The sequence below is a fragment of the Prochlorococcus marinus str. SB genome (assembly GCF_000760115.1).
Classification (GTDB): Bacteria; Cyanobacteriota; Cyanobacteriia; order PCC-6307; family Cyanobiaceae; genus Prochlorococcus_A; species Prochlorococcus_A marinus_D.
Window position 1 is genome coordinate 133,979 of record NZ_JNAS01000002.1, and the last position, 26,992, is coordinate 160,970.

Here is a 26,992-nt window from a genome sequence, read left to right on the forward strand (position 1 = left end):
AATTTTTTTAATTATGAAAGAAAAAGAAATTCAAGAAAATATGAATAAAAGTATTGAAGCGATACAAAGAAACTTTAATACAATTAGGACAGGCAGAGCTAATGCTTCCTTGTTAGACAGAGTAAGTGTTGAGTACTACGGAGCAGAAACACCAATCAAATCGCTTGCCACTATAAACACTGTTGATTCGCAAACAATTTCAATACAACCTTTCGATATTTCATGTTTGCAAGCGATAGAGAAATCTATTTCTATGAGTGATTTAGGTATTATTCCAAATAATGATGGGAAAGTAATAAGAATAAATGTTCCTCCTTTAACAGAAGAAAGAAGAAAAGAATTTTGTAAATTAGCCTCTAAATATGCAGAGGAAGGAAAAGTAGCTCTGAGAAATATCAGAAGAGATGCTGTTGATAAAGAAAAAAAAGACGTAAAAGATGGCCTTATTTCTATTGACGAATCGAGAGATAATCAATCTGAAATTCAGAAAATTACTGATAAATATATCGCTTTAATAGAAACTAAATTGTCTGAGAAAGAGAAGGAAATTCTAAAAGTTTGACAGAATTTGACGTTGTAATAATTGGTGGAGGTCTATCAGGATCTTCCACTGCTCTTAACCTATCAAAGAAAGGATATTCCGTTTTAATTATTGAAAAAGTAAAATCCCAAGATTACAAGCCATGTGCAGGTGGGATGGCATCTTCAATGCAAAGATTTCTTCCTTTAAATATAGAAGATTGCATAGAATCAAAAATTAAAAATGTTGAATTCAGATGGAAGGCTGCAGATAATGTAACTGCAGATCTGACTGGTGAATCCCCATTTTGGATTGTTAAAAGAGAGAAACTAGATCAATTATTACTTGATGAATGCTTGAGTAATGGAGCTCAGATAATGAGACCATTATTGATAGAAAAAATCATAAAAAAAAATGATAAATGGGAAATTACTTGCAATAATAAAATAAAATATATTGCAGAATTTCTTGTAATTGCAGATGGCTCCCAATCGAAATGGGCTAGTTATTTCAATTTAGGGCCAAGAAAACCGAAATTTGCCAATACAATCTCATTAAGATTGAAAGGGTTAGGTGAAATACCTAGAGATGCAGTAAGATTTGAGTTTGGATTTATAAAATATGGTTTTGCATGGGCATTCCCCCTAAGAGAAAGCTTAAATATTGGTTTAGGTACTTTTATAAATAATGGTCTCTTAGAAAATCAGGCTATAAATAAACAAGTTATCAGAAGCTTCGGTTTTGATGATTTTTCTTATAAAACAATTATTAAGAAACTCAGAATATGGAATGGCTTCCACTCAATTAATGGTGACAAAGTTTTAGCGGTTGGAGATGCAGCATCTCTATGTGATCCATTTTTAGCTGAAGGAATTAGACCATCTTTAATTAGCAGTTTTTATGCTGCAGAATACATAGATCAGTTCCTATCAGGGAAAGTAGATGATTTTAATCTTTACACGAAGAAAATTAACAACATTTGGGGGAAATCAATGGCTTGGGGGAGGAGAATAGCCCAAGTATTTTATAGATTTCCCAGAACTGGATATCAATTAGGTGTCAAAAGAAAAACAGCACCCAAACGTATTGCTCAAATATTATCAGGAGAAATGAGTTATGAAGATATTGCAAAAAGAGTTATCAGACGACTTTTAACAAAAAGCGGGGCTTAATTCTTTTTCAATTCGAACTTAAATTTAATTAGCAGAAATCAATTTATGATTTTTAATCTCTGAATATCTCTTTATTAGCAGCTCTTCTAATTCTTCTATAGCCTTACTGAATCCAGTGATACCTTCACTAAGCTTTTCACTTGCCATTTGATCTTCTAACATACTTAATCTGAAATCTTTTTCTTCAAATTCATAATCAATAGAATTATTTATTTGGGTACTTTCATCTAATTTTCTAACTAACTCTCCTTTTTCTTTTTTTAGTTCCTCAAGAAATTTTGGTGCGATTGTTAAAAGATCGCAACCTGCTAATTCTTTTATTTCATCGAGATTTCTAAAGCTCGCTCCCATTACTTCTGTCTTGAATCCCTTTTCTTTAAAGTAATTGTATATTTGTGTAACCGAAATAACACCAGGATCTTCAGAACCGACAAAACTAGTTTTACCAGTTTTTGCTTTATGCCAATCTAATATACGGCCAACGAAGGGAGAAATTAGAGTTATCTTTGCATTAGCACAAGTTACAGCTTGGCAGAAGTTAAAAAGTAAAGTTAAGTTGCACTTAATACCCTCTTTTTCCAAAATTTCAGCTGCCTTAATTCCCTCCCAAGTTGCGGCAATCTTAATTAAAATTCTTTCCTTTTTAATTCCAAAATTTTTATAAAGATTGATCAATTTTCTTGCTTTTTCTACCGTAGCTTCAGTGTCAAAGCTCAGTCTTGCATCAACTTCTGTAGATACACGCCCTGAAATAATTTTCAATATTTCTTTTCCAAAAAATACTGAAACTTGGTCAACAGTTTCTTTAATTAATTCAATTTCAGAGAATCCTTGGGACAATGCCTTTTGTGAACTGTCTAAAGCTCTATCAATTAACTTCACATAATCAGGGTTCTTAGCAGCAGCAAGTATTAGCGATGGATTGGTGGTGGCGTCCCTTGGTTGAAATTTTTTTATCGAATCTAAATCTCCAGTATCAGCAACAACAACGGTCATTGAGGACAATTGTTCTAAAATTGATTTCATATCTAGACAATGATATATATACATAAACTAGCTTTTATTCCTGATGAAATCATCAGATAATGAACTAAATATTTATAAAAATGGAAAATTTTAGGGTTTTTTAACAATCATTCCGTGATCTTTAATATTAGGAGGTATTTTTTCAATAACTATCAAACTCTCGATAATTTCTTTAGCTACAGGTACAGCAACAGTTGAACCATATGCATATGATTTAGATGGCTCATCAATAACCACGAGGACGGCAAATTTTGGATCATTAACTGGTAAGGTTGCCACAAAACTACAAACTTTTTTACTTGTATACGAACCATTTATGGCTTTTTGAGATGTACCCGTTTTCCCAGCTATCCTATAACCCTCGATTTTCGCTCCAGATCCACTACCTTTATCTACTACACTCTCCATCCATTCAAGAACAATTTTGGAGACATCCGGTGAAAAAAATTGTTTCTTTGAATTTTTATTAACTCTTTCTTTGAAAGTTGAGGTTACATGTGGAGTCACTTCAAACCCCCCATTTGCTAAAGCCGCATGAAGTTGAACCAATTTAAGTGGCGAGATTGAGAACCCTTTACCAAAAGAAGTTACGGCAGGTTCAATTGATTGATTTACAAATAAATCTTTTCTCTTTAGTTGGCCTGCAGTTGATTCAAATAAGTCAGTCTCTAAATTTTTATTTATACCTAAATTTTGTAGCCAATCCCAATAAATTGTGGGGTCTAAATTTTGCATTATTTTTACCATCCCAACATTACTTGAAACCTGCAATACTTTTGGATAGTCAATGTATCCATTACCTTTTTTATTCCAATTCGAAAGTGTCCATCCTCCAACCTTAATCCTTCCAATATCTTCAACTAATCCATCTTTCTGGATTACTTTTTCTTCTAACGCTAAGGCAAGATTAATAGGTTTAAAAGTTGAACCAGGCTCAAATAAATCTTGAGAATACCAACCCCTAAAGAGTTCAGAATCATACTGCCAAAATTTATTTGGATCATATGACGGGACTGTAACCAAGGAGAGGATCCGACCATTATTAACATCCATAACTATGGCAAATCCCTTCTTTGCTTTCCATTCCCTTACTTGCTTTGATAATGCATTGAATGACGCTTTCTGTAATTTTGAGTCTATAGTTAGCCCTAAACTTTTGTAATCATAAATAAAATCCCCTGGGGCCGAATTATCCGGTAGAGGAGTTCCATCTCCTCCTCTTTTTATTAAATTACTTTTATTAAAAACTTTAATTTGATTATCTAAATGAAGCTCTAAACCTGCTGAACCTTTATTTTCATCATTTACAAAACCTACAAGATTGGAGTAAATCTCTCCTTGAGGATAATATCTATGAGAATATTTAAACAAATCAAGTCCGCTTATTTGAAGGTTCCTAATCTTTTCTGCCTTTTCTTCAGAAATCTTATCCAAAAGCTTGATACCAATCATTTTATTATTAAATTTCTCAACGAGTATTTCATTATTAATATCCAAGATAGATGACAATTTTTTTGTAACTTCTTCAATACTGCGAACTCTATTAATTGAATCACCAGGAAAATTAAAATATTGTGGATGGGCCCATAATTTGTAAAGAGGTTTATCGTAAGCAATTAGTCTATTATTTCTATCAACAATTGATCTCCTTTTTTTTAAGGCGTTAATTTTAGAAGACTGTATTAATCTAGCTTTCCTTTGCAAATCAGATGCGTTAAAGACTTGCAATTTAACTAACCTACCAAATAAACAAAATATTAGTAGTAAACTAAAAATATAGAGAAATTTAAATCTTCTTTGATCTAGTGGTGTTAAACGAACAATTTTTTTGTATTTTTTCATCAATATCCCCTTTGATATTTGCTATCTATAAAACCTTCAATGAAACTACTTAAATTTTTCTTAAATAAACTTTCTTTTTTTTCTGAAAGTTTATCTAGATAGATTAAATCTTTAGGTTTAGTTTTTGTATAAGTATTAATAGACTCAAGTTCACTAATATAAAATTCCTCAATTTTGGCAATATAATCAATAAGATTATTATTGATAGCTCTTGTTTTATATAAGTTTTTATATGTATTTGACCATTTTCTTTGACTATTAAAAGACAAGAAAAATAAAGTGAAAATTAATACCAAAAGAGAGATATTAATAGTGTCGAAAATTTGATGTATTAATTTGACATTAATTAGAGATATTTTTTCTGAGTTTTTTTTAATTTTATATAAAACTTTTTTTTTTAAATTAAGTTGATTCCCATAAGGTTTCATCTCTGATTTATTTTTTAATAAAAGAAGTGTTATTAATCAAATAAACATCTTTTTGTTTGATTCGCAAGTAAAAATTAAATTCTTTATGTCCTCAATAGGAACAAATTTAAGAAAGTCAATCCATTCCATAAAGAATGCATAATAACTGAGGAAAACAAACTCCCTGAAGCAATTCTTGTAATTGCTAATCCAATCCCTAGAACAAATAATGGCGGCATTTCTCCCAAACTTAAATGGGCTAATGCAAAGATAAAAGCTGAAAATATAATGCCCGAAATTACTCCAAAATCTCTTGAAAGAGTTGGCAGTAAAATACCGCGAAATATAATCTCTTCAAATAGAGGAGCTAATAGGGTTGTTGTTATAAATAATAGAAAAAATGATAAGTAATTATTATTATTGAGAACAATTTCTAGCAAGGGGTTACTACCATTCTGATTATCGATCAGAATATTCATAATTAGAGAGATCAATAAAACAAAAGGAACAATTGTTAACCAACCTTTAATTCCCTGAATAATTGCATATTTTATTGGCAAGAAATTAAACTGTAAATAATCCTTTTTAAAAGTAAATTCACCATTCAATGATTTAATTTGATAAAAAACTATCCATAATGGAGGGATGGCCATAAAAAGATATCCAAAGAAAATTTTTAAAGATTGAGACAATTCATTAGAGATATTTTTAGAAAAAAGTTCAACCAAACTGATAGAAAATAAAGGTGATACCACTTCTCCTAAAACAACAAATCCACCTGCAATTAATAAAACCATATCAATTAATTCTAAATCTAAGGATTTAATTTCTTTCCAACCAAACTTTTTAAAATATATGGTTTTCCATAATATTTTTAAAGCCAGTATAGAGCCAATAAATATTGTTAAAAGTGGAATTAGTCTTATGGCTAATATTTTAAAAAACATTTTTCTTGAAAATGATTTTGTTATTAATGCACTATCGTCAAAATCAAATTTTCTGCTTAAAAGGTGATATAAAAATCTATCACCTTTAAATAAATCAAATTTATCAGAATTTGCTTTATATGAATTATTATTAGATTTTTTTTCTATCTCATAAATCAGAGATTTAAAGTTTTTATCTTTAAAATCTTTGGATATATTTTTATAAGTTAAAGAATCATTTGATTCTGAAGTGATTATTCGAATTAATTTATTTCTCTCTGTTAACTCTTCAAATGAGACATCAGAGAGTGATTTATTTATTTGATCAACAGGATCATTAATGATAAAAAATTTTTTAAGATTTACTGGTATTGACTGGACAGATAGTTCAGCAATTTCCTGCTCTTTTTGACTAATATCAAATGAAACAGATGGTCTATTTAAACTGTCTCTAAAGCCTTGTAGCCATACAAAAAAAGTTATGACGATAGAAATAAAAGCTAAAGTGAGTTTTGACTTAGAACTATTTTTAAAGATCATAACTTATTATATTATTGAAAACTATAGTTAGTTATCATTGAATTTACTTATATTTATGTATCTATTTTAATCACGCCATGAGATGATTAAATTATCTTAATTTTCAAATTTATATAATGGCTATAAGATTAGTTTTAGTTAGGCACGGACTAAGCAGTTTCAATGCAAAAGGATTAATTCAAGGAAGAACAGACGATTCATTATTAACCGATGAAGGATACGAACAAGCCCGAAAAGCAGGAAAAGCATTATCAAAAATCAACTTCGATAAAATCTATTCCTCCCCACTTGTGAGAGCGGCAGAGACTGCAAAAACAATTAAAAAGACCTTCAATAAAGAACAAAATATTGTATTCGACGATAATTTACTAGAGGTAGATCTTACTGAATGGGCCGGTCTAAAAATTGATGAAATAAAAAGGAAATTTCCAGAAATTTACCCTATATGGAAAAATGATCCAGAAAATCTTATCCTAAAAAGAAATGACAATAAAACTTATAAACCAATTCAAGAGTTATTTTTTCAAGCAACAAATTTTGTAGAAGATATTTTAAAAATTTATCTAGACAAAGATGATATAAATATTTTAGTTGTTGGACATAATGCAATTCTCAGATGTTTAATACTCTTGTTATTAGGAAAGCCTAAGCAATGTTTTAGAAAAATAAGATTAGAAAATGCTTCTTTCTCGATACTCAATATTTCAAAGAAAGATAACTCTTTTAAGACTCAAATTGAATGCTTAAATCAAACTTCCCATCTTAATAAAAATATTCCAAATAAAATTGGAGATTCCAGAATATTTCTAATAAGGCATGGTGAAACTAACTGGAACAAAGAAGGTAGATTTCAAGGCCAAATTGATGTCCCTTTAAATGAAAACGGAAAAGATCAAGCTAGAAAGACTTTCGAATATTTGAGAAATATTTCTTTCAATAAGGCATTTTCAAGTTCAATGCATAGGCCTTATGAGACAGCCCAAATAATCCTTCAAAATAACAAAGATTTAAAAATTAAGAAAATAGATTCACTCGTAGAAATCAGTCACGGATTATGGGAGGGTAAATTGGAAGCAGAAATTAGAGAAGAGTGGCCTGCTTTACTAAAAAATTGGCATGATAAACCTGAAGAAGTAATAATGCCCGAAGGTGAATGTATAAAAGATGTATCAGAAAGGTCAGTAGAAGCTTTTGACAAAATTTGTTTATCGCAAAAGGATAATGATCAAACCCTCATGGTTGCTCATGATGCAGTCAATAAAACTCTAATTTGTAATATCCTTGGGATTAATTATTCAAATATTTGGATGATAAAACAGGGTAATGGCGGTATAACCATAATTGATCTTTTTAATGATCCTAATAAGCCCCCTGTGATTAGCGCTCTTAACATTACAACACACCTAGGGGGGATTCTTGATTCAACTGCTTCAGGAGCACTTTAAATTAAGCCTTGTTAAAAATTTATTTTGATAAAGTCAGAGTCAAGAAAAAAGCTTCATTTAATTAAAAAGCCAACTTGACTAAGAGGCCAAAATCTGAAATATGCTTTACCAATTATCTCTTTTTTATGGAGAAATTTACTTCCAGGCCAATATCTTCCATCCCAACTATTTGCCCTATTATCACCTAAAACTAAAAAATGATCTTCTGGCACTTTTATGTTTTCAAATTTACCACAATTATTAAATAGGGATAATGAGCACTTATAAGAGACATAGGGTTCAGGAATTAACTTATTATTTATAATTAATTCACCACTAGAGTTTACACTTACAATTTCTCCTGGAAGGGCCACCACTCTTTTAATATAAGCATCGCAAGCTTGATCCCTCAAACCAGGAATAAACGACATTGGAGGAAAACTCATAAAAAAACAATATCTTTTTTTTGGTAAAGGCTTAGACCTTGATGAAATTAATTTTTTGTCAAACGAGTAAGGTGAGTTAAAAACAACAATATCTCCTCTTTTTGGTAAAGAGTTTCTTAGCGAAAATTTTTCAATAATTAACCTATCATTTATTTGTAATTCTGGAAGCATTGAACCAGAGGGGATATAACGTGGTTCTGCAAAAAATGATCTACAAGAAGAAACAAAAAAAGTTAATAGAATTAGTATTCCCCATTCTTTTAAAAAACTTTTTATGGAACTAGGCATAGGATTAATCAAGTCTTGATTTTCTAAACTTATATAAATTGTTTTGCATATTCAATTTCGTTAAAACCTAATATTACTTTTTTCCCTTCGTAAATCAAAAATGGTCTTTTTATTAATTTGCCATCACTTAAAAGAAGTTGAATAATTTCTTCCTTTGACAAACGATCAATATCAAGATCAAGTGTTTTAAAGGCTTTACCTCTTGTATTAAAAATCCTTTTATTATCATCAGAGTATTGTTCTAAGGCTAGATTTAAATAATTAACAAGTGGTGGTTCTTTTACAATATCAATTAACTGAAATTCAAAATCTTTGCTTTCAAGCCACTTTGCGGCTTTTCGGCATGTAGAGCATTTTAAATAACTATAAAAAATTATTTTTTTCAATTTAATTTACTAATATTTGATTTCTTAAGTACTTTAAAGTTTTTCTTTTTTAGAGGCATACAACTTTTCAATAAATTTTCAACTACATCAAAATCCCTCCAACCATCAATTTGAACTTTTCTTCCATCAAGTCCTTTACTTGTTCTAAAAAATTCTGCAACATCCTCAAGCTGATTAGAAGCAATTTGATTAATGCTAACTATGTTAGCCTGCCTAGGATTAGCCATAGGCACACATAAAAGTTTTCCATCATATGCACCACAATCATGCATATCCAAAACTCCAATAGGTCTAGCTTTTATTAGACAACCCGCAAAAGTAGGTTCGTCCATTATCACCATTGCATCAAGGGGGGCTCCATCTTCAGCAAGGGTATTTGGGATAAAACCATAATCAAAAGGGTACCTCACTGAAGAATGTAATACTCTATCTAGGGCCATTATTCCTGCGTCAGAGCAATATTCATATTTATTCCTACTACCTGCAGGTATTTCAACAACAATATTCACTATTCCCTTCATTGGAGATGGAGGTATTGAACTAAGGTCCATCTTTTTTAAAATCGTGATTATGAATTATCTCGTTTCCTTGAGATAAAGGTCTGCCAATTAAAATACTTATTGAAGGTAAAAAAATTGTCAAAAAGGCAAAAATAATACCTAAAGATGTTATTGATAAACTCCTTATACTTAAGGGGTCATCATCATCTCTTTCAAAATCATTTCGAGCAGAACCATCAGAAGATTCTTCGCTTGATTTACTTTGAATAAACTGCTTTGATTTCGTGTAACTCAAGAACTCTTAATTGGTAAAGATTAAGGAGATAATTAAACATCATTATCCTACATTCAAAATGTCAATAAATCAAAACATTGCTTGGTGACCTTTTAATTATTCTTTTTCTAGCAAAGACCTAATAGATTTTAGTTCGTCTAATATTTGCGCCAGTATATTTTGAGCAGCGGACGAAGGCGTATTAAAGACCTCTACAGTAACTTCCTTTATTCTTAAAATATCTTTTGCAAATCTTGCTACTTCATTAGGATGGAATTTTAAAGGATCTTTTTGATCAGTTCGAAATTCGGGATTTAATTTTCTTGGATTAAAACTAGGGTTTAGATTTCTTAAATCTGTATTTGTATACCTATAGACAGAAGCTCTTGATCTATTTAGGAATTTTTGAACTTCATCAATACCTACTAATTCCTCTTCACTAGAAATATTGGAATCTATATTTTCCATAAACTTAAGAAAATGATTAAGTAGTAATGAACTTTTTAAAGAATTTGAACTTCATTACTGAAGAAGTTAGCAGAAAGAACATTCTTAGACTATCCGCGTTGAGGGACTCAAGACACTTTGAATTATTTTTTCATCTTAATTGATAAAATTAAATATTATCTAAGGATTTTTCTGTATGCGCGTGACCACCTCATTTCCTCTGGGGACACTTCGTGACACACCTTCTGAAGCTGAGATTATTTCACATCAATTACTTTTAAAAGCTGGGTATATTCGCAGAGTTAACAGCGGTATTTATGCATACATGCCACTAATGCTTAGAGTTATTGAAAAAATATCCGCAGTAATAGAGAAAGAACTTAATAGTATTGGTTGTACAAAATTACTATTACCACAACTTCATCCTGCAGATTTATGGAAAAAAAGTGAAAGGTGGGAAGGATATACTGCAGGTGAAGGAATAATGTTTAATCTCAAAGATAGACAAGGTAAAGAATTTGGTTTAGCACCAACTCACGAAGAGGTGATCACTAGTATTGCATCAGATACCATCAACTCTTATAAGCAATTACCTCAATGTTTTTACCAAATTCAGACAAAATTTAGAGATGAAATAAGGCCAAGGTTTGGATTGATGAGAAGTAGAGAATTCATAATGAAAGATGGTTATTCTTTTCATTCTTCAGAAAACGATCTGGCTTCTTTCTATGAAAAAATGGGTAATGCTTATGAAAATATTTTTAAATCTTGTGGACTGCAGACAGTAGGGGTTGAAGCTGATAGTGGAGCAATTGGCGGTGCTTCATCTAAAGAATATATGGTAACTGCTGATGCTGGGGAAGATTCCATTTTGTTCACTCAAAGCGGTTCTTATGCTGCCAATATCGAAAAAGCTATTTCTCTACCCTCTCAACCTATTCCACTAAAAGATAATATTGCAGAGTGGTTGGAAACGCCTCATCAAAAAACAATACTAGAAGTTTGCAATAATAACAATTTAGACCCAAGTCAGATTATTAAAGTAGTAGTATTCCTTGCACAGTTCGAAGGTAAATTTGAGGTCCCAATTCTTGCATGCATAAGAGGCGATCAACACATTAATGAAGTAAAGCTTTTTAACTTAATCAATAAACTTCATCACTTCAATCTTGTTAATCTTAAAAAGATTGAAGACAAAAATACTTTCGAAAAAAATCTATTTGATTTACCCTTTGGTTTTATCGGGCCAGATTTAGATAATAAAACTATTAAAGCTAGTTCTAATTGGGAAAAAAAATGGACAAGAATAATTGACCATTCTGCAAGTGACCTCTCAAAGTTTGTAAGTGGTGGGAATAAAGTTAATTTCCATAAAGTTTTTCAAGAATTTTCTTTTGATTCGAAAGACTATCTAATTGGGGATATCAGGAATGCCAAAAAAGGAGATAAAGTAAGTATTTATGATGATGAAGAACTTAAAGAAAAAAAAGGTATCGAGATTGGACATATTTTCCAACTAGGTCAGAAATATAGTGAAAAATTAAATGCAAAGTTCTCTGATAAGGATGGTCAGTTAAAAAATTTATGGATGGGTTGTTACGGGATAGGAGTGACAAGAATAGCTCAAGCGGCTATCGAACAGAATCATGATCAAAAAGGAATTTGTTGGCCTATCCAGATTTCTCCTTTTGAAGTTATTATTATCCCAACAAACCTAAAAGATCCTATTCAAAGTGATCTTACTGAGCAAATCTATAACAACTTTTTAATTAATAAAATTGATGTCCTTCTTGATGATAGAAACGACAGAGCTGGAGTGAAATTTAAAGATGCGGAATTAATTGGTATTCCTTTTCAGATAATTATTGGCAGAGATTCTATTAATAAAGAAGTAGAACTTTTATGCAGAACAAATAATACTAATCTTAAAATTAGTACTGATAAATTGTTAGAAACATTTATTTCCGAATCTAAAATAATGTACAATAAAAAGTCTTGAGGCTTATTTTTTTTGGGAGCTAAGTTATGTTACTGAAATGGACATCAAAAATTTTTTTTAAGAATATTGCCAAAGCTATATCTTTTGCAATATCCTTAATTGTTGCTTTTACACTATTTAGTTCCCCTTCCATAGCTGCAAAAACCGCTATGACAGGTGACTATACAAAGGATACAATTTCAGTTGTTAAAACATTACAAACAGCTGTTGATACTCCAAAAGATTCTCCAAATAAAGATGAAGTAAGAAGTGAGGCTCTTACACTCATAACTGACTATATTTCAAGATATAGAAATAGAGGGATGGTGAATAAAACACAATCATTTACCACAATGCAAACAGCATTAAATGCTATGGCAGGTCATTACAAAAACTTTGCAAGTAGACCTTTACCAGATAAACTTAAAGAGCGTTTAACCAAAGAATTTTCTCTTGCTGAAAAAATGGTTCTAAGAGAAAGTTGATACAATTCATTTACTTTTTAAAAGTAAATCAAGATTTTTGAATATATTAAATATTCGCACAAAAATAATGCTCTTCTAAAATTGGCCAATGTTGTTGTAATCGGCGCCCAATGGGGTGACGAAGGAAAAGGTAAAATAACGGATTTACTTAGTCGTTCGGCAGATGTTGTCGTTCGCTATCAAGGGGGAGTAAATGCGGGTCATACTATAGTTGTAGATGATAAAGTCTTAAAATTACATTTAATTCCCTCAGGGATACTTTATAAAAATACTTCTTGTCTAATTGGTTCGGGAACTGTTGTAGATCCAAAAATCTTGCTTAAAGAAATTGACATGTTAATTGATAATGGAATTGATATCTCAGGTTTAAAAATTTCATCAACATCACATGTAACAATGCCCTACCACCGAATATTAGATGAAGCGATGGAGGCTGATAGAGGTTCAAACAAAATAGGGACAACAGGTCGTGGGATTGGCCCAACTTATGCGGATAAATCACAAAGAAATGGCATTAGGATAAGAGACTTGCTCAATAAGGAAAGGCTTAGTGATGTTATCGAAATTCCATTAAGAGAAAAAAACGGTCTACTAGAAAAAATCTATGGCATTAAACCACTTAAATTAGAAGATATTATTGAAGAATATCTTAACTATGGGGAAAGATTGTCAAAGCATGTTGTTGACTGTACGAGGACTATCCATGCAGCCTCAAAAAATAAGAAGAATATTCTTTTCGAAGGGGCTCAAGGGACTCTACTTGACTTAGATCATGGAACTTATCCTTATGTCACCTCATCAAACCCCATATCAGGAGGGGCATGTATTGGGGCTGGAGTAGGTCCAACTTTAATTGATAGAGTCATAGGTGTCGCAAAAGCTTATACCACAAGAGTAGGTGAAGGGCCATTCCCAACTGAATTACAAGGAAGTATTAATGATCAACTCTGTGATAGAGGCAGTGAATTTGGAACCACTACTGGGAGAAGGAGAAGATGTGGGTGGTTTGATGGAGTTATTGGTAAATATGCTGTATCTGTAAATGGTCTTGATTGTTTAGCCGTTACGAAACTTGATGTGTTAGATGAATTAGATGAGATTCAAGTTTGCATTGCATATGATCTCGATGGAGAGGAAATAGACTACTTTCCTACAAATTCAGATGACTTAAAAAAATGTAAGCCAATCTTCAAAAAATTAAAAGGTTGGCAATGTTCAACTGCAGATTGTAGAAAACTATCTGATCTCCCAGAGAATGCTATGAATTATCTAAGATTTTTAGCTGAATTAATGGAGGTTCCAATTGCAATTGTCTCGTTGGGGGCGAATAGAGATCAAACTATAGTTATTGAAGACCCAATACATGGTCCTAAAAGAGCACTGCTAAGGTAATTTAGTTCCAAATTAATGAAGGAATCCTTTAGACATTTTGAACATAAAAAAGTTGATCTAATTGGTCTGGGAAACGCAATAGTAGATATTATTGTAAATATTGCAGATGAATTTCTTGAGATAAATAATCTGGATAAAGGATCAATGAATCTAATTAATTCTGATGAATCTCAGAGATTGTTAGAAAATTGCAAAGTGATCAAACAAATTTCAGGTGGGTCCTCAGCAAATACCGTTGTTTCTTTGGCAGAATTAGGCAATCATGTGCAGTTTATAGGAAGAGTGAAAAATGATCAATTTGGGAATTTCTTTTCTGACGATATAAAAAAAAGTAAAACAATATTTAATACTCTACCAACTATTGAAGGTGCTCCAACAGCTCATTCAATCATTTTGGTTACACCTGATGCACAAAGAACTATGTGCACTTACCTAGGAGCATCTGTAGAGTTTGAACCAAAAGACATTGACTTTACTGTAATTAAGGAAAGTAAATACTTATATTTAGAAGGATATTTATGGGACAGCGAATTAGCTAAAAAAGCTTTTATTAAAGCCGCCCAAATTGCAAAACAATCTAATACAAAAATAATTCTTTCTTTGTCTGATTCATTTTGTGTAGATAGACATCGTGAGAGTTTCTTGGAATTAATTTATGAATATGTAGATATTGTTTTTTGTAATGAATCCGAGGTGTTAAGTCTATTTAAAAATGATAAATTATCAAGCTGCCAAGAAGACCTATCTTCCCTATGTGAATTAGTCATAGTAACTCTTGGAAGCAATGGTTCTCTCATAGTTAACAAAAATAATGTTGAAATAATTGAATCAATAACGAAAGGCAAGATTATTGATACTACAGGAGCAGGAGATATCTATGCTGGAGGATTTATCCATGGATTAATAAACAATTGTTCCCTCAAAAAATGCGGAGAGATAGCTTCAATTTGTGCGGGGCAAATAATTACGCAATTAGGATCTAGATCGGATATTGATCTTAAAGAGTTAATAAAATATATTTAATCAAATAGTCTTATTTAACCAATCATAATATTTCATCTCAGCATGGTATTTTTTGTAAATAATTTGAGGGACATCATATGTGCTATTTTTATTTACGAAATCAATTAAACAATCTTTAAATTCAAGTTTACTTTTTATTGTAATTTCAAACTCTTTAGTTTCTTGAATATCATCATCCCACTTATAAACTGAAAAAATTTGCTTTATGGAAACACAAGCTGCAATTTTTTCTTCTATGAGTAATTTAGCTAATCGCACAGCATTCGCGTTACTTGATTCAGTTGTGATCATTACTAATATTTCCACAATGAATTAAACATCAATATTTTTAATTATGTGATTTATCAAATTGTGATATTGATCAAAAGAGTAAGAATAATCATTTTTAAATTTCGGCCTTTTAACCAAAAATAACTTCATTTTACTTCCAGAAACTATACTCTCCCAGTTTTTCTGAGAATAACTTCCAGATTCTCTACATAGAACATAATCTATGTCCCAAAAATCACAAAGTTTTTTTTCTAAAATGCTTTTATTATTTTTACTCGGTTCAAGTATCGCTATGTTTGAATTTTTAATACATGATCCAAAAGCTTTAGTTATACTTTCATAAGTTGGAAGTACCCTTGTAAATACATTTGCTTTACAATTAATATAATAATTAGCTGTATCGTTAAGGAATCTTGATCCTATTGCCAGAAGAATATTCTTATTTTCCATATCAATTTTATTTATATCCTTTAAATCATCAATATAAAAAAAATTATTAGTGTTTTTTATTAGAGATTTCCTCTCAAATAGTAAGAGAGGTATATTAATCTCTTTACATGCATTATTAAGATTTTTAGAAATTATTTCGGCAAAAGGATGAGTGGCATCGACAACGCATTTGATTTTATTTTTATTTATGAAATTAATTACTTCATCTTTATTATTTAATTTACCCGTAATGATATGTAACTTTGGATTTTCAATATAAGCTTGCCCTGCTTTATAAGTTAAAACACTTGCAAAGACTGAATAATTAAGTTCAAGAAGGCTATTAGCTATTACAGGTCCATCCGAGGTTCCTGATAGGATCCAAACATTTTTATAGCAATTTCCTTGATTCTGCATCAGTATATCTTTAATTAAATAGTAAGTAATGAATCATTGTTTAATTCAGGCGGTCATTAATAGCGCTCCCCAAATGAGGTATACCAAAGAAAACCAAACTCCAATTGCAGAAATGATTGTTAATTTTAAAGGATTACGTAGTGAAGATCCAACCAGAGATCTCAAGATCATAGGTTGGGGAAATATTGCCCAAGAAATGGTAAATGAACTGAAGGAGGGGCAAAATATTGTTATTGAGGGACGTCTAAAGATGAATTCTGTTACTAGAAAAGACGGAACGAAAGAAAAGCAACCAGAACTAACAGCTTCAAAGATCCATCAAATATCGCCAATTGAGGTTATTAAGTCTGATAAAAAAGAAAATAACGAGTCATTTGAAAAAAAAGAAAGCGATAAAAGTTCTAATTGGGATACTTCTCCTCTTGTTCCAGAAGTTGACGAAATACCTTTTTAAATCAAATATCAACATTATTTTCTTGAACGCTTATAATTAATTTGCTTATTTTTCTTTCAAGCGCGGCAAGTTCGCTTCTGATTTCTAGCCATTTACCTTTGTCAAGATTTTCTAAGAGCCATGCTCTATCATGATCAAGTTTCAAAATTAAATCTCCTTGATTTGCAGTATTAGGATCCTGCATAATGCTTGTTAGCCCACTTAAACTCATTCTACTAAATCAAAATGAAGAAATACTTATCGCCAGGAAACTTAATCGTAACCGTAGGGGGTATGCTAGCTTTTGTTGGAATGACTGCTTATTTTACAGACTCAGTAAATTTAAGTGTACCTACTTTTTTTTATGGAGTACCTATTTTTTTAATTGGATTAGGTTTAAAGACTTCCGAAATACCACCTGTAAAGTTATTTGATAAGACAAATTTTGCGACAAATAAATTTAATAGACCAAAAGAATTAACAGCACTAGTTAAAGATGTTACTAGATGGAGGTATGGGATAAAAGCTCATCTTGAATCGTCATTAGAATCTTTAAATTTGTGGGATGAGGATAATCCTCCTCAACTAAAAGAAATAGAAGAAATTACAAAAGAAGAAAAAAATGGTCTCAGAATGCGTTTCGAATTAAACGCTGTCCCTCTAGAAAAATGGATTGAAAAACAAGAAAGATTAAACAGGTTTTTTGTCAAAGGTCTTGAATCGGAATTTATTATCGACGATAATAAAAAAGAATTTGATTTTATTCTCTTTTATTGAATATAGGGATATATTTGTAAAAACCTAACTTCTTAATTCAATCAAGTTTTAATAATTTTTTTAATAATGAAGGATTCTCAAAGAGTATCAATATTAAGCGAAGCACTTCCATATATACAAAGTTTCTCAGGTAGAAAAATTGTCATCAAGTATGGTGGCTCAGTTATGGAGAATGATAATTTAAAAAATGCTTTTTTTAGAGACATAGCACTTTTATCAACAGTTGGGGTTTGTCCGATAGTAATTCATGGAGGTGGAATAGAGATTAATAATTGGTTAAAGAAATTAGAAATATCTCCGAAATTCGAAAATGGATTAAGAATTACTGATCAAAAAACAATGGAAATTGTGGAGATGGTTCTAATGGGTAGAGTTAACAAACAAATTGTAAAAGGCATTAATAAAACTGGATCCTTAGCGGTGGGAATATCAGGTCTTGATGGGAACTTAATTCAATCTAGAGAACTAGGAGATGGTAGCCATGGGTTAGTCGGAGAGGTTACAAAAATCAATGCTGAAATATTAGATCCTCTTATTTCTAAAGGATATATCCCAATTATTTCTAGCATTGGATCAACTTTGGATGGTATTTCCCATAATATCAATGCTGATTTTGTTGCAGGAGAAATTGCTGCTGCAATAAATGCAGAAAAACTTATTCTTCTTACTGATACTCAAGGGATTTTAAAAGAAAAAGATAACAAAAATAGTCTTGTTGAAAAAACTAATCTCAAAGAAGCAAGAGATTTTATTGATAGAAAAATTGTTACAGAAGGTATGATTCCAAAGACAGAATGCTGTATAAGAGCTTTAGCCCAAGGAGTCAAAGCAGCTCACATAATTGATGGAAGAATAAAACATTCATTACTTCTAGAGATTTTTACAAATTCCGGGATAGGTACAATGATAGTCGCCTAAGCCATGAATACCTATGAGCAAGTTTTAGAAAGAGTAGAACTTGCTTTAGCTAAAGGTGAGTATCATTATTGCATTGAGTTTCTTTTGCCCATAATCGAATCATTTCCTTTATCAAGCAAAGAGGGAGTAAATTTAAGAACAATCTTAATTACTGCTCTTTGTGGTATCAATAAAAAGGAGGAGGCTAAAAGTTTTTGTAAAGAACTCCTTAAATCTTACGATAATAAGACGAGAGAAAATGCAAAATATTTGATGGAAGTTATAGACTCTCCTGACATTAAAAAGCCAGAAAATTGGAACGTACAGTTTGAAAGCGACCTATCACTCAATAAAAAATCTCTTAACTCACTGCACAAAAAAAGAGAAGTATTAAAGAAAAAAAAATTTATTAATGTAACTGAGACACCAACTGGTGAAACAAAACCCTTTCAGAAAGGCTTTTCACTGATCATTTTTTTTATATTATTATTATTAATCCCACTATTAAGTGGCTGCGTTAAAATTGAAGACACCCTTGATCTTAGTGAACTTGATTCAATAACCAATAATTTAGTTATAGAGAGTAAATATATAAATAAATTACCTTGGCAATTAAAATTTGAAGAGAAGATGAAAGATTTTTTCCCTGACGAAGAAATTGAACAAGACGAATCAACCTTTTCTTTAAAACATAAAAATCTCAATTTAGAAGATACTAAGCAAGTTCTTAAAATCACCCAAAATACAGCTGGAGAGTTGGCGGGAGGATCTACAAATATAGAAATTAATACTACTCAAAAAAACTTCATTTTTTTTAAAAAATACTTTTACAGGTTTGAATTGGATTTAAATTCTATTCAGGGTATTGATAATTTAGAACTTATTTTCAAGATTATTCACCCTAATAAAGCTACCCTTACTTATCAAAATAATTCAAATTTAGAAATCACAAAAAATCAAATAATTTGGAATTTAAATCAAGGGCAGATAAATAGTCTTGAATTTTCTTTTTGGAGCCTCAACAAACTTTTGATTGGGATATCCACTATTTTAATAATTATCGTATTGGCTTATTTATTAAGATTCTATAGATTTAAATTAGGTACAGATTTACCTCAACTTCCATCAAAGTGATTACAACTCTGCTGGATTAACATCAATTGTTAAAAAAACGTTTTTTGGAATAAGTTCATATAATATTGATCTATCAGGTAAAGGTATATTTGTTCCTTCAGGACCATGCATTAGTATCTGCCATCGAAATTTTTTACCGACTTTAGCAATTAAACTAGGAGCCGGACCTATTAATTTCCAGTTCTTTTTCTCACAAAAATTGAGTAGATATGTTGCTAATTTTATTGCAACTGACTCAGTTAATTCACAATTTTCTCCTGATAATTTAAGAAGGCAAATCGTGCAAAATGGAAATAAGTTAGCATCTTTTCTCAATCTCGAGTTTTCAATTAAGAATCTTTCATAATCTCTTTTCTGAAGATACGAAATTACCGGGTGGTTAGGTTTATATGTTTGAAAAATTACCTTTCCTTTTTTTTGAGACCTGCCTGCCCTGCCAGCTAGTTGCAAAAACAATTGTAATGATTTTTCTTCTGCCGAAATATCTGGGCGATGAAGCAACCCATCTGCTGCAATAACTACTGAAAGAGTAACATTTGGGATATCAATCCCTTTTGCCAACATTTGAGTTCCTACAAGAATTTCAGCATCACCTTTAGAAAACTTTGAAAGAATATCTCTATGACCATCCTTTCCTGAGGTTGTATCTCTATCAAAGCGAAGTACTCTTAAGTCAGGAAATTCTTCATTTAAAAACTCTATTACCCTTTGTGTACCTATTCCAAAAGGTTTAAAAGCAGTTGAATGACAATCTGGGCAACTATTAATAAATCTCGATTTATGATCACACCAATGACAATTTAACCATTTTTTTCCCTGTGAACTGAGATGTACTGATAAAGGAACGTCACAGTTAGGGCAATTTATTAAATATCCGCAATTTCTACAACTTAAAAACCCACTATGGCCCCTCCTTGGGATCAAAATTATTGCCTGCTCTTTTTTTAAGCGTAGTTGAGGGATCAATTGTAATAATTCATTGGAAAAAATTTTCATATTTCCCTTCTTGAACTCATCTCGCATATCAATAATTCTTATTTCAGGAATCTCATTACTAGATATCCTTTGAATCATTCTTACCAATTTAAAATCCTTTTCAAGAATACACTTTTTCCAAGTCTTCATTGATGGGGTTGCACTTCCTAAAATTAACTTTGCAGAATTCCTTTTTACTATTTCAATAGCAATGTCTCTTGCGTCGTAACAAGGCATTGGACTATCTTGTTTATAAGAAACGTCATGTTCTTCATCCATGATTATTAATCCAAGATTTTTCATTGGAAGGAAAACTGCGGACCTTGTTCCTATTACTATTAAAGGCTCATTAGCATTAATAATTTTCTTCCAAACTATAGTTCTATGATTGGGAGAACAGTTACTATGATATTCGTAAACGACATTATTAAATCGCCGACTAAACCTATCAATAAGTTGAGGAATTAGTCCAATTTCTGGGGCTAGTATCAAACAACTTTTTTTCTTAAGAAATAGATCTTCAGCAATTCGCATATAAACTTCTGTTTTACCTGAACCGGTTTCGCCCCATAGAAGTAAAACATCTCCCGGTTTCATTGTTTGAAATTCTTGAAATGCAATTTTTTGCTCATTTGTAAGATTTAGTTTTTTCGTTGCAATTTGATCATTTAAAAAAGAATTTAATTTAGTATTTATATTTTTTTTTCTTTTAGATTTAACAAGGTATTTTTTACTGACCATTGAGTTAATTAGAGTGTAGTTAAAACCAGACTTTATTAATTCACTTTGCCAATTACCTTTTTCAGGCAAAGTATTAATTAAAAAAAATTCCTTTTTATTTAATACATTTTTCTTAATATCAAATTCTTTTTTAGTTTCAATCCATATTTGATCTTTTGAACCTTTGGGAAAATTCTTATATTTACCAATCCAACCAGGAGGAAATGCAGTTTTAAACATTCTTAAATTACTAACCATATAAAAAGAGGCTAGGGACTCTATCCATTCTCTCCAAGAGTCATCAATTATATTTTTTTGCAAAATACTTTCAACAAAAGAATATCTTATGCTTTTTAATCCAGTAATATTTGTTTCATCATTATTGATTGTCGAAAAGTTTTTTTGGGAGATCACCAACCCATTTAATAATCTCCCTCTTAGTCTCACACTTACAATATCTCCAACTTCTGCCCCAAGATTATTTCCATCTAAATAGTAAAAGCTTTCGTTACTACTACCAATATCAAGCAAAATTTCCAATTTGTAGGAGATATTTAATAACTGATTACTTGCCGGCTTCAAAACTTTTTCTTAATATTAGATTGTTGAACATTCCACAAAGTGTTTTTTGCACATTGTAAGTATCCTGCTCTTAAGGGAGACATGAAGCTTTGATTATTGATTGAAAATTCAAAAAATGATCTGCCTGTCTGAGAAATCCCAAGACTTTTTACTTTAGGTAATCTATAGCACTATTTAAATTTTTCAACAATTTAGAAAACTTTTCTATTTTTCATTTTGTGAAAATGTTTTTTAAACATTAAGGGTGACTTTTACTACTAAATGTTCAAATTAGCCCTAAATAAAATTTTATCTAGTTAAATTCACCGTAGAAAGGAGTCAATTATGTGTCCAGTCGCAGCAGAATCAAAAAATTCCAAGTCTAGTTCAAAAAAAAAGATCAATAAAAAAATTAATCCAAATTTAGAAACAATAGTTGAAGAAGATAGTATTAAAAGTAGTCAAAATTCACAGATATCTTCCGAGTTAAACGAAAGCAGTATTGAAAATAATAATGAATTTAGTGATTCTGAAGAAGAAGATAAAGGGCTTGGGAATATAAAGCTTGGCCCAAAAGGTATCTACACTGAAGATTCAATAAGAGTTTATCTCCAAGAAATTGGAAGAATTAGACTTTTAAGACCTGATGAAGAAATTGAACTTGCAAGAAAAATTGCTGACTTACTCCAATTAGAAGAATTAGCAACTCAATATGAGTCAGAAAAAGGACATTTCCCATCAGTAAGAGAATGGGCCGAGTTAATAGATATGCCTCTTCCCAAATTTAGGAGAAGACTTCTTTTAGGTAGGAGAGCTAAAGAAAAAATGGTTCAATCAAATTTAAGATTAGTTGTTTCCATTGCAAAAAAATATATGAATAGAGGTTTATCATTTCAAGATTTAATCCAAGAAGGAAGTTTAGGTCTAATTAGGGCCGCGGAAAAATTTGACCATGAAAAAGGTTATAAGTTCTCTACATACGCGACTTGGTGGATTCGCCAAGCCATTACAAGAGCAATTGCAGATCAAAGTAGGACTATTAGATTGCCAGTTCACTTATACGAGACAATATCCAGAATTAAAAAAACCACAAAAGTTCTTAGCCAAGAATTTGGCAGGAAACCTAGTGAAGAAGAAATCGCTGAAAGCATGGAAATGACAATTGAAAAATTGAGATTTATAGCTAAAAGTGCTCAACTTCCAATTTCTTTAGAAACTCCAATAGGGAAAGAAGAAGACTCCAGACTCGGAGACTTTATAGAGGCTGATATAGAAAATCCTGAGCAAGATGTTTCTAAAACATTATTAAGAGAAGATTTGGAAGGCGTATTAGCCACTCTAAGTCCAAGAGAAAGAGATGTTCTCAGATTGAGATATGGGATTGATGATGGAAGAATGAAAACTCTTGAAGAAATTGGCCAGATTTTTGATGTTACGAGAGAAAGAATTAGACAAATAGAGGCAAAAGCCCTAAGAAAACTTAGACATCCAAATCGAAACGGGGTTTTAAAAGAATATATAAAATAAAAAAAGTTAAGTATCATTTTCAGCTTTAGAAACTTGCAAAAGAATAGCTTAAAATAAATTCGACTTTATTTTAATTCAAACTCAAAATAATATTTAATGACTAATTTTAAGCTGAAAATAGCTAGTAGAAGAAGCAAACTAGCAATGGTTCAAACTTTATGGGTTAAAGATCAACTAGAAAGGAATATTCCCAATTTAGAGGTATCTATAGAAGCTATGGCAACTCAAGGTGACAAAATCCTTGATGTAGCCTTAGCAAAAATAGGCGACAAAGGCTTATTTACAAAAGAACTTGAAGCACAAATGCTCGTAGGCCATGCAGATATAGCAGTACATTCTCTGAAAGATTTACCAACCAATTTGCCTAATGGCCTTAAATTAGGATGCATCACAAAAAGGGAGGATCCTGCAGATGCTTTAGTAGTAAGCAAAAAAAATGACTGTTATAAATTAGAAACCTTACCTGAAGGTTCGATTGTGGGAACAAGCTCTCTAAGAAGACTTGCACAATTAAGAAATAAGTACCCACATCTTGTTTTCAAAGATATCAGGGGAAATGTTATTACAAGAATTGAAAAATTAGATGCAGGAGAATTTGATTGTATAATTCTAGCGGCCGCCGGTCTAAAGAGATTAGGCTTTGAATCAAGAATTCACCAGATTATACCAAGTGAAATTTCTCTACATGCCGTTGGCCAAGGAGCTCTAGGCATTGAATGTAAATCTGATGATAAAAAAGTTTTAGAAATTATAAATGTCTTAGAAGATAAACCAACTAGTCAAAGATGTCTGGCAGAGAGGGCTTTTTTAAGAGAACTTGAAGGTGGATGCCAAGTCCCAATAGGTGTTAATAGTAATATTCACAATGGTCAACTTTACCTTACTGGAATGGTAGCCTCTCTTGATGGGGAAAGGCTTATAAAAGATCAAGTTATTGGCAATATTAATGACCCTGAACTGGTAGGCATAGAACTAGCAAAGAGACTAAAGCTCCAAGGTGCCGACAAAATACTCAGCGAAATATTTGAGGAATTTAGGGAAAACAAAAATTAGTTAATTTACTAATTTAGGATCAATTTCTTTTTTGTATCTCTCTTCACAATCTTTAATCACTTTAACAGCTTCTTCTATCCCAAAAAAACCATTTACAGTACATGTTCTAGGTTTTTTTAGATCTTTGTAGTGCTCCCAATAATACTTTGTTTCTTTTAACCAATGCTCTCCAAGGTCTTCATAACTTGAGATATGATCCATTCTTTTATCATCTGCGAGAACAGCTATTACCTTATCATCGACCTCTCCACCATCATCAAATTTCATCACCCCAATAATCCTTGCCTCCACAATAGAACCAGGTATCAATGGCTCAGTTACACTAACAATTTCCACATCAAGTGGATCTCCATCTTCATCCCATGTCCTTGGAATACATCCATAAGCGAAGGGATACGCAAGTGATGAATAACCCACCCTATCAAGTTTAAGATGGCCCGTTTCTGTAATTAATTCATATTTATTTATGGTATTAGAGTTCAATTCAACAATAGTGTTTATTATTGTATTTGAGCTATCAGTGAAAGCATTTAGTATATGCAATAAATTTGGAGTGACCCTGCTTGGGGGCTGATTTAGATTTGCCATCAAGAAATTATTTTTGTTTATCTTACATCCCCACACCTAACCAAATTCTTTAAAAGTAATGTTTCAGCAAAAATCATTTATTTTAGACCTTAAATGATTAATAAAATAGTTTGGCGATAGTTCTTCATTAGTTACAGCTCTTACCAACTCCATACAATTAACTGATCTACCATATTTATGTATATTATTTTTTAACCAAAAAATGATCTTTTGATATTCAGCATTCTCAATTAAGTTGTCAATCAAACCTATGTCTCTTTCCATTTGAGAAGATATTTGCGCACTTATAACATGTCCTAACAAGTATGAGGGGAAATATCCAAACGCCCCTTCACTCCAATGAACATCTTGAAGACAACCTTCTGAATCATTAGATGGTTTAATTCCTAGGAGTTCATCATATCTTTTATTCCATTCTGTTGGAATATCTTCAGCAGGTAAACCTCTTTCAATTAAATCTATTTCAAGTTCGGTTCTTATTAATATGTGTAAGCCATAAGTCAATTCATCCGCTTCAACCCTATTTAAGCCTGCTTCCAAATGATTAATAGATTTCCATAGTTGTAAATAATTATTAAAAGAACATCCAGCCGAAACAAATTTTTTAAAAAATCTTTTTGAAAAAGATTTGGATTTAACTATTCTATTTTCCCAAAATAAAGATTGACTTTCATGAATACCCATAGAGGTTGCTTGACCTAAAGGCCAAGCAAACCATTGATGACTTTGAGATGGCAAACCCTGCTCATAAATAGAATGCCCCCACTCATGTGCAGTTGCTAAAAAACTTGATAATGGTTCACCTTCAACAATTCTTGTAGTGATCCTAAAATCATTTGGCCCTAATGTTATAGAGAAAGGATGGGGAGATTGTCCAACAACCACGAGATCTCTATCTCTTCCAAACTCGTCAAGTAATTTAGAACATAAATTTTTTTGAGATTCTGGACTTAAATCCCAATGATTTTTTTGGGACTTTTTAATTTCTCTAATCAAGCCTGGGATGGTTTCTTTCAAAGGTTGAAAAATTTTATTCAACCATTTCAAATTTAATTCAGGCTCAAAGGGTTGGGCTAATGTCTCCCAAGGTGAACACTGAATAGATATTTGTTTTGCCTCTTCAATCCGCAATTTAACTAATTCTTCAAAGAAAGGAAGAAAAATTTTAAAATCTGATTTTTCCTTAGCTTCTTGCCAGCTTTCATACCCTTTAGATTTTGCCTTTGCTAGAGACTCAACTAATTTGGGATCTAAATTTCTTTCTCTATTAAATTCCTTCAATAAAAGACTAATATTTCTTTCTTTATCTTTTATGAAAAGTTGATTATCGGAATTTCGTTCAATATCTTCTAGTTCATTTTTAGCAGATTGTATTAAATTACAAAATTCCTCGGAAGAATTTCTTTTATGCAACACTTTTGCAATATAAGTAAGTTGTTCAGACCTCCAAGAAGCACCTTTCTTTGGCATTCCAGTATTCTGATCCCAATAAAGTGTATTTTGGATTGAACCTAATATTTGTGTTTCTTTAAGGTAAGTACCCAGATTATTCCAATGAGTTTCAGCCAAAGATTTAAATGGAAATTAAATCTATCTTAAGATAAAAATTTTAATGTCTGCAGTAAAAAATTCATCTTTATCCATAATAGGATATTGATTAATTAAGTTTTAACTTATATGGAACAAATATTTTCAAAATTAAAATTCGTAACCCACGGCGAGGGTTTTATTGATATCACATATGATTTAAATTTATGTGTTGAAAAAAATAATTTTCATTCCGGAATTTTAAATTTAACTTCACTTCATACAAGTTGCAGTTTAACTATTAATGAGAACGCAGATCCAAATGTACTGAGGGACCTAAAAAAGTATATGCAATCGATAGTTCCTTATGATTCCTACTTAACCTTATCAAAAAATAGAGAAGAAATATCCTATAAACATTATCAAGAAGGGGCTGACGATATGCCAGCACATATTAAAACATCCCTAACAAACACTTGTTTATCTTTGAGTTTTCAAGACGGGAAAATTATGCTTGGCACATGGCAAGCAGTTTATTTATGGGAACATCGATTTGATCAAAAGGAAAGAATCATAAATGTACATATAATTGGTGAGAAAAAGTAAGA

Annotated in this window: 29 protein-coding genes; 14 read left to right on the plus strand and 15 right to left on the minus strand. The window is 31.3% G+C overall.

Annotated features, from left to right (window positions below; translation table 11 throughout):
• Positions 1-13: 13 nt before the first annotated feature.
• Both frr and EV02_RS05525 read left to right on the plus strand, forming a co-directional pair.
• Positions 14-562, plus strand: a complete 549-nt coding sequence (gene frr / locus EV02_RS05530) for a ribosome recycling factor (protein ID WP_032519395.1) — start codon at positions 14-16, stop codon at positions 560-562.
• Complete coding sequence (locus EV02_RS05525) at positions 559-1,692, plus strand: NAD(P)/FAD-dependent oxidoreductase (RefSeq protein WP_032519396.1); 1,134 nt, start codon at positions 559-561, stop codon at positions 1,690-1,692. Before frr ends, EV02_RS05525 begins: the two co-directional genes overlap by 4 nt.
• Before the next feature lie 24 nt (positions 1,693-1,716).
• Here EV02_RS05525 and tal read toward each other — a convergent pair whose 3' ends face one another.
• The 4 genes from tal to EV02_RS05505 form a co-directional block, all read right to left on the minus strand.
• Positions 1,717-2,718, minus strand: a complete 1,002-nt coding sequence (tal, locus tag EV02_RS05520) for a transaldolase (protein WP_032519397.1) — start codon at positions 2,716-2,718, stop codon at positions 1,717-1,719.
• A gap of 90 nt (positions 2,719-2,808) precedes the next feature.
• Positions 2,809-4,560 (minus strand): peptidoglycan D,D-transpeptidase FtsI family protein, encoded by a 1,752-nt coding sequence (locus EV02_RS05515; protein ID WP_032519398.1) that lies wholly within the window; start codon positions 4,558-4,560, stop codon positions 2,809-2,811.
• Positions 4,560-4,829, minus strand: a complete 270-nt coding sequence (locus EV02_RS09745; RefSeq protein WP_241433705.1) for a hypothetical protein — start codon at positions 4,827-4,829, stop codon at positions 4,560-4,562. Before EV02_RS09745 ends, EV02_RS05515 begins: the two co-directional genes overlap by 1 nt.
• 242 nt (positions 4,830-5,071) lie before the next feature.
• Positions 5,072-6,433, minus strand: a complete 1,362-nt coding sequence (locus tag EV02_RS05505; protein ID WP_032519402.1) for a CPBP family intramembrane glutamic endopeptidase — start codon at positions 6,431-6,433, stop codon at positions 5,072-5,074.
• A gap of 116 nt (positions 6,434-6,549) precedes the next feature.
• Between EV02_RS05505 and EV02_RS05500 the strand changes: the two genes are divergently transcribed.
• Entirely contained in the window at positions 6,550-7,878 is a 1,329-nt protein-coding gene (locus EV02_RS05500; protein ID WP_032519404.1) for a histidine phosphatase family protein, read from the plus strand.
• A gap of 53 nt (positions 7,879-7,931) precedes the next feature.
• Here EV02_RS05500 and lepB read toward each other — a convergent pair whose 3' ends face one another.
• The 5 genes from lepB to EV02_RS05475 all read right to left on the minus strand — a co-directional run bounded on the left by lepB (position 7,932) and on the right by EV02_RS05475 (position 10,219).
• The gene (gene lepB, locus EV02_RS05495) at positions 7,932-8,591 is read right to left on the minus strand and encodes a signal peptidase I (RefSeq protein WP_032519405.1); all 660 of its coding nucleotides are present in this window, start codon (positions 8,589-8,591) and stop codon (positions 7,932-7,934) included.
• 29 nt (positions 8,592-8,620) lie between these two features.
• Positions 8,621-8,977 carry a Spx/MgsR family RNA polymerase-binding regulatory protein gene (locus EV02_RS05490; RefSeq protein WP_032519406.1) on the minus strand — a complete coding sequence of 119 codons (357 nt, stop codon included), beginning with the start codon at positions 8,975-8,977 and terminating at the stop codon, positions 8,621-8,623.
• Complete coding sequence (locus tag EV02_RS05485) at positions 8,974-9,528, minus strand: inorganic diphosphatase (RefSeq protein ID WP_032519407.1); 555 nt, start codon at positions 9,526-9,528, stop codon at positions 8,974-8,976. Before EV02_RS05485 ends, EV02_RS05490 begins: the two co-directional genes overlap by 4 nt.
• On the minus strand, positions 9,518-9,772 hold the full coding sequence (locus EV02_RS05480; protein ID WP_032519408.1) for a hypothetical protein: 255 nt from the start codon (positions 9,770-9,772) through the stop codon (positions 9,518-9,520). The genes EV02_RS05485 and EV02_RS05480 overlap by 11 nt, the downstream gene beginning before the upstream one ends.
• A 96-nt stretch (positions 9,773-9,868) precedes the next feature.
• Positions 9,869-10,219: a hypothetical protein gene (locus EV02_RS05475; protein ID WP_011862529.1), complete on the minus strand. Its 351-nt coding sequence runs from the start codon at positions 10,217-10,219 to the stop codon at positions 9,869-9,871.
• 175 nt (positions 10,220-10,394) lie between these two features.
• On the opposite strand from EV02_RS05475, the gene EV02_RS05470 reads away from it, so the two are divergent.
• From EV02_RS05470 to EV02_RS05460, 4 genes are all read left to right on the plus strand, one after another.
• Positions 10,395-12,197 carry a proline--tRNA ligase gene (locus EV02_RS05470; protein ID WP_032519410.1) on the plus strand — a complete coding sequence of 601 codons (1,803 nt, stop codon included), beginning with the start codon at positions 10,395-10,397 and terminating at the stop codon, positions 12,195-12,197.
• Between the two features lie 26 nt (positions 12,198-12,223).
• Entirely contained in the window at positions 12,224-12,661 is a 438-nt protein-coding gene (psb27, locus tag EV02_RS0108700) for a photosystem II protein Psb27 (RefSeq protein ID WP_032519411.1), read from the plus strand.
• 81 nt (positions 12,662-12,742) lie between these two features.
• Positions 12,743-14,053 (plus strand): adenylosuccinate synthase, encoded by a 1,311-nt coding sequence (locus EV02_RS05465; protein WP_032519412.1) that lies wholly within the window; start codon positions 12,743-12,745, stop codon positions 14,051-14,053.
• A 15-nt stretch (positions 14,054-14,068) separates the two neighbouring features.
• Positions 14,069-15,076: an adenosine kinase gene (locus EV02_RS05460; RefSeq protein WP_032519413.1), complete on the plus strand. Its 1,008-nt coding sequence runs from the start codon at positions 14,069-14,071 to the stop codon at positions 15,074-15,076.
• Here EV02_RS05460 and cutA read toward each other — a convergent pair whose 3' ends face one another.
• Together cutA and EV02_RS05450 are read right to left on the minus strand one after the other, a co-directional pair.
• Positions 15,077-15,382, minus strand: a complete 306-nt coding sequence (gene cutA / locus EV02_RS05455; RefSeq protein WP_032519414.1) for a divalent-cation tolerance protein CutA — start codon at positions 15,380-15,382, stop codon at positions 15,077-15,079.
• A 6-nt stretch (positions 15,383-15,388) separates the two neighbouring features.
• Entirely contained in the window at positions 15,389-16,192 is an 804-nt protein-coding gene (locus tag EV02_RS05450; protein ID WP_080724847.1) for a precorrin-6A/cobalt-precorrin-6A reductase, read from the minus strand.
• Between the two features lie 28 nt (positions 16,193-16,220).
• Here EV02_RS05450 and EV02_RS05445 point away from each other — a divergent pair, with 28 nt between their 5' ends.
• Complete coding sequence (locus tag EV02_RS05445) at positions 16,221-16,646, plus strand: single-stranded DNA-binding protein (RefSeq protein WP_032519417.1); 426 nt, start codon at positions 16,221-16,223, stop codon at positions 16,644-16,646.
• Between the two features lies 1 nt (position 16,647).
• Here EV02_RS05445 and EV02_RS05440 read toward each other — a convergent pair whose 3' ends face one another.
• Positions 16,648-16,830, minus strand: a complete 183-nt coding sequence (locus EV02_RS05440) for a hypothetical protein (protein ID WP_032520440.1) — start codon at positions 16,828-16,830, stop codon at positions 16,648-16,650.
• Between the two features lie 41 nt (positions 16,831-16,871).
• On the opposite strand from EV02_RS05440, the gene EV02_RS05435 reads away from it, so the two are divergent.
• The 3 genes from EV02_RS05435 to EV02_RS05425 all read left to right on the plus strand — a co-directional run bounded on the left by EV02_RS05435 (position 16,872) and on the right by EV02_RS05425 (position 19,433).
• Positions 16,872-17,402, plus strand: a complete 531-nt coding sequence (locus EV02_RS05435; RefSeq protein WP_032519418.1) for a DUF2854 domain-containing protein — start codon at positions 16,872-16,874, stop codon at positions 17,400-17,402.
• A 66-nt stretch (positions 17,403-17,468) separates the two neighbouring features.
• Entirely contained in the window at positions 17,469-18,320 is an 852-nt protein-coding gene (gene argB, locus EV02_RS05430) for an acetylglutamate kinase (protein WP_032519419.1), read from the plus strand.
• Positions 18,321-18,323: 3 nt separating this feature from the next.
• Positions 18,324-19,433, plus strand: a complete 1,110-nt coding sequence (locus EV02_RS05425; protein ID WP_032519420.1) for a DUF3153 domain-containing protein — start codon at positions 18,324-18,326, stop codon at positions 19,431-19,433.
• On the opposite strand, the gene priA is transcribed toward EV02_RS05425, so the two are convergent.
• Positions 19,434-21,710: a replication restart helicase PriA gene (priA, locus tag EV02_RS05420; RefSeq protein WP_032519422.1), complete on the minus strand. Its 2,277-nt coding sequence runs from the start codon at positions 21,708-21,710 to the stop codon at positions 19,434-19,436.
• Positions 21,711-22,034: 324 nt separating this feature from the next.
• On the opposite strand from priA, the gene rpoD reads away from it, so the two are divergent.
• Entirely contained in the window at positions 22,035-23,216 is a 1,182-nt protein-coding gene (gene rpoD, locus EV02_RS05415) for an RNA polymerase sigma factor RpoD (RefSeq protein ID WP_032519424.1), read from the plus strand.
• Positions 23,217-23,312: 96 nt separating this feature from the next.
• Positions 23,313-24,269 carry a hydroxymethylbilane synthase gene (gene hemC / locus EV02_RS05410; protein ID WP_032519426.1) on the plus strand — a complete coding sequence of 319 codons (957 nt, stop codon included), beginning with the start codon at positions 23,313-23,315 and terminating at the stop codon, positions 24,267-24,269.
• Here the strand turns inward: hemC and EV02_RS05405 are convergent, their stop codons facing one another.
• Positions 24,270-24,857, minus strand: a complete 588-nt coding sequence (locus EV02_RS05405) for an inorganic diphosphatase (RefSeq protein WP_032520441.1) — start codon at positions 24,855-24,857, stop codon at positions 24,270-24,272.
• Positions 24,858-24,920: 63 nt separating this feature from the next.
• Positions 24,921-26,426: a carboxypeptidase M32 gene (locus EV02_RS05400; RefSeq protein WP_032519429.1), complete on the minus strand. Its 1,506-nt coding sequence runs from the start codon at positions 26,424-26,426 to the stop codon at positions 24,921-24,923.
• Between the two features lie 108 nt (positions 26,427-26,534).
• Here EV02_RS05400 and EV02_RS05395 point away from each other — a divergent pair, with 108 nt between their 5' ends.
• Positions 26,535-26,990: a secondary thiamine-phosphate synthase enzyme YjbQ gene (locus EV02_RS05395; RefSeq protein WP_032519430.1), complete on the plus strand. Its 456-nt coding sequence runs from the start codon at positions 26,535-26,537 to the stop codon at positions 26,988-26,990.
• Positions 26,991-26,992 lie beyond the last annotated feature (2 nt).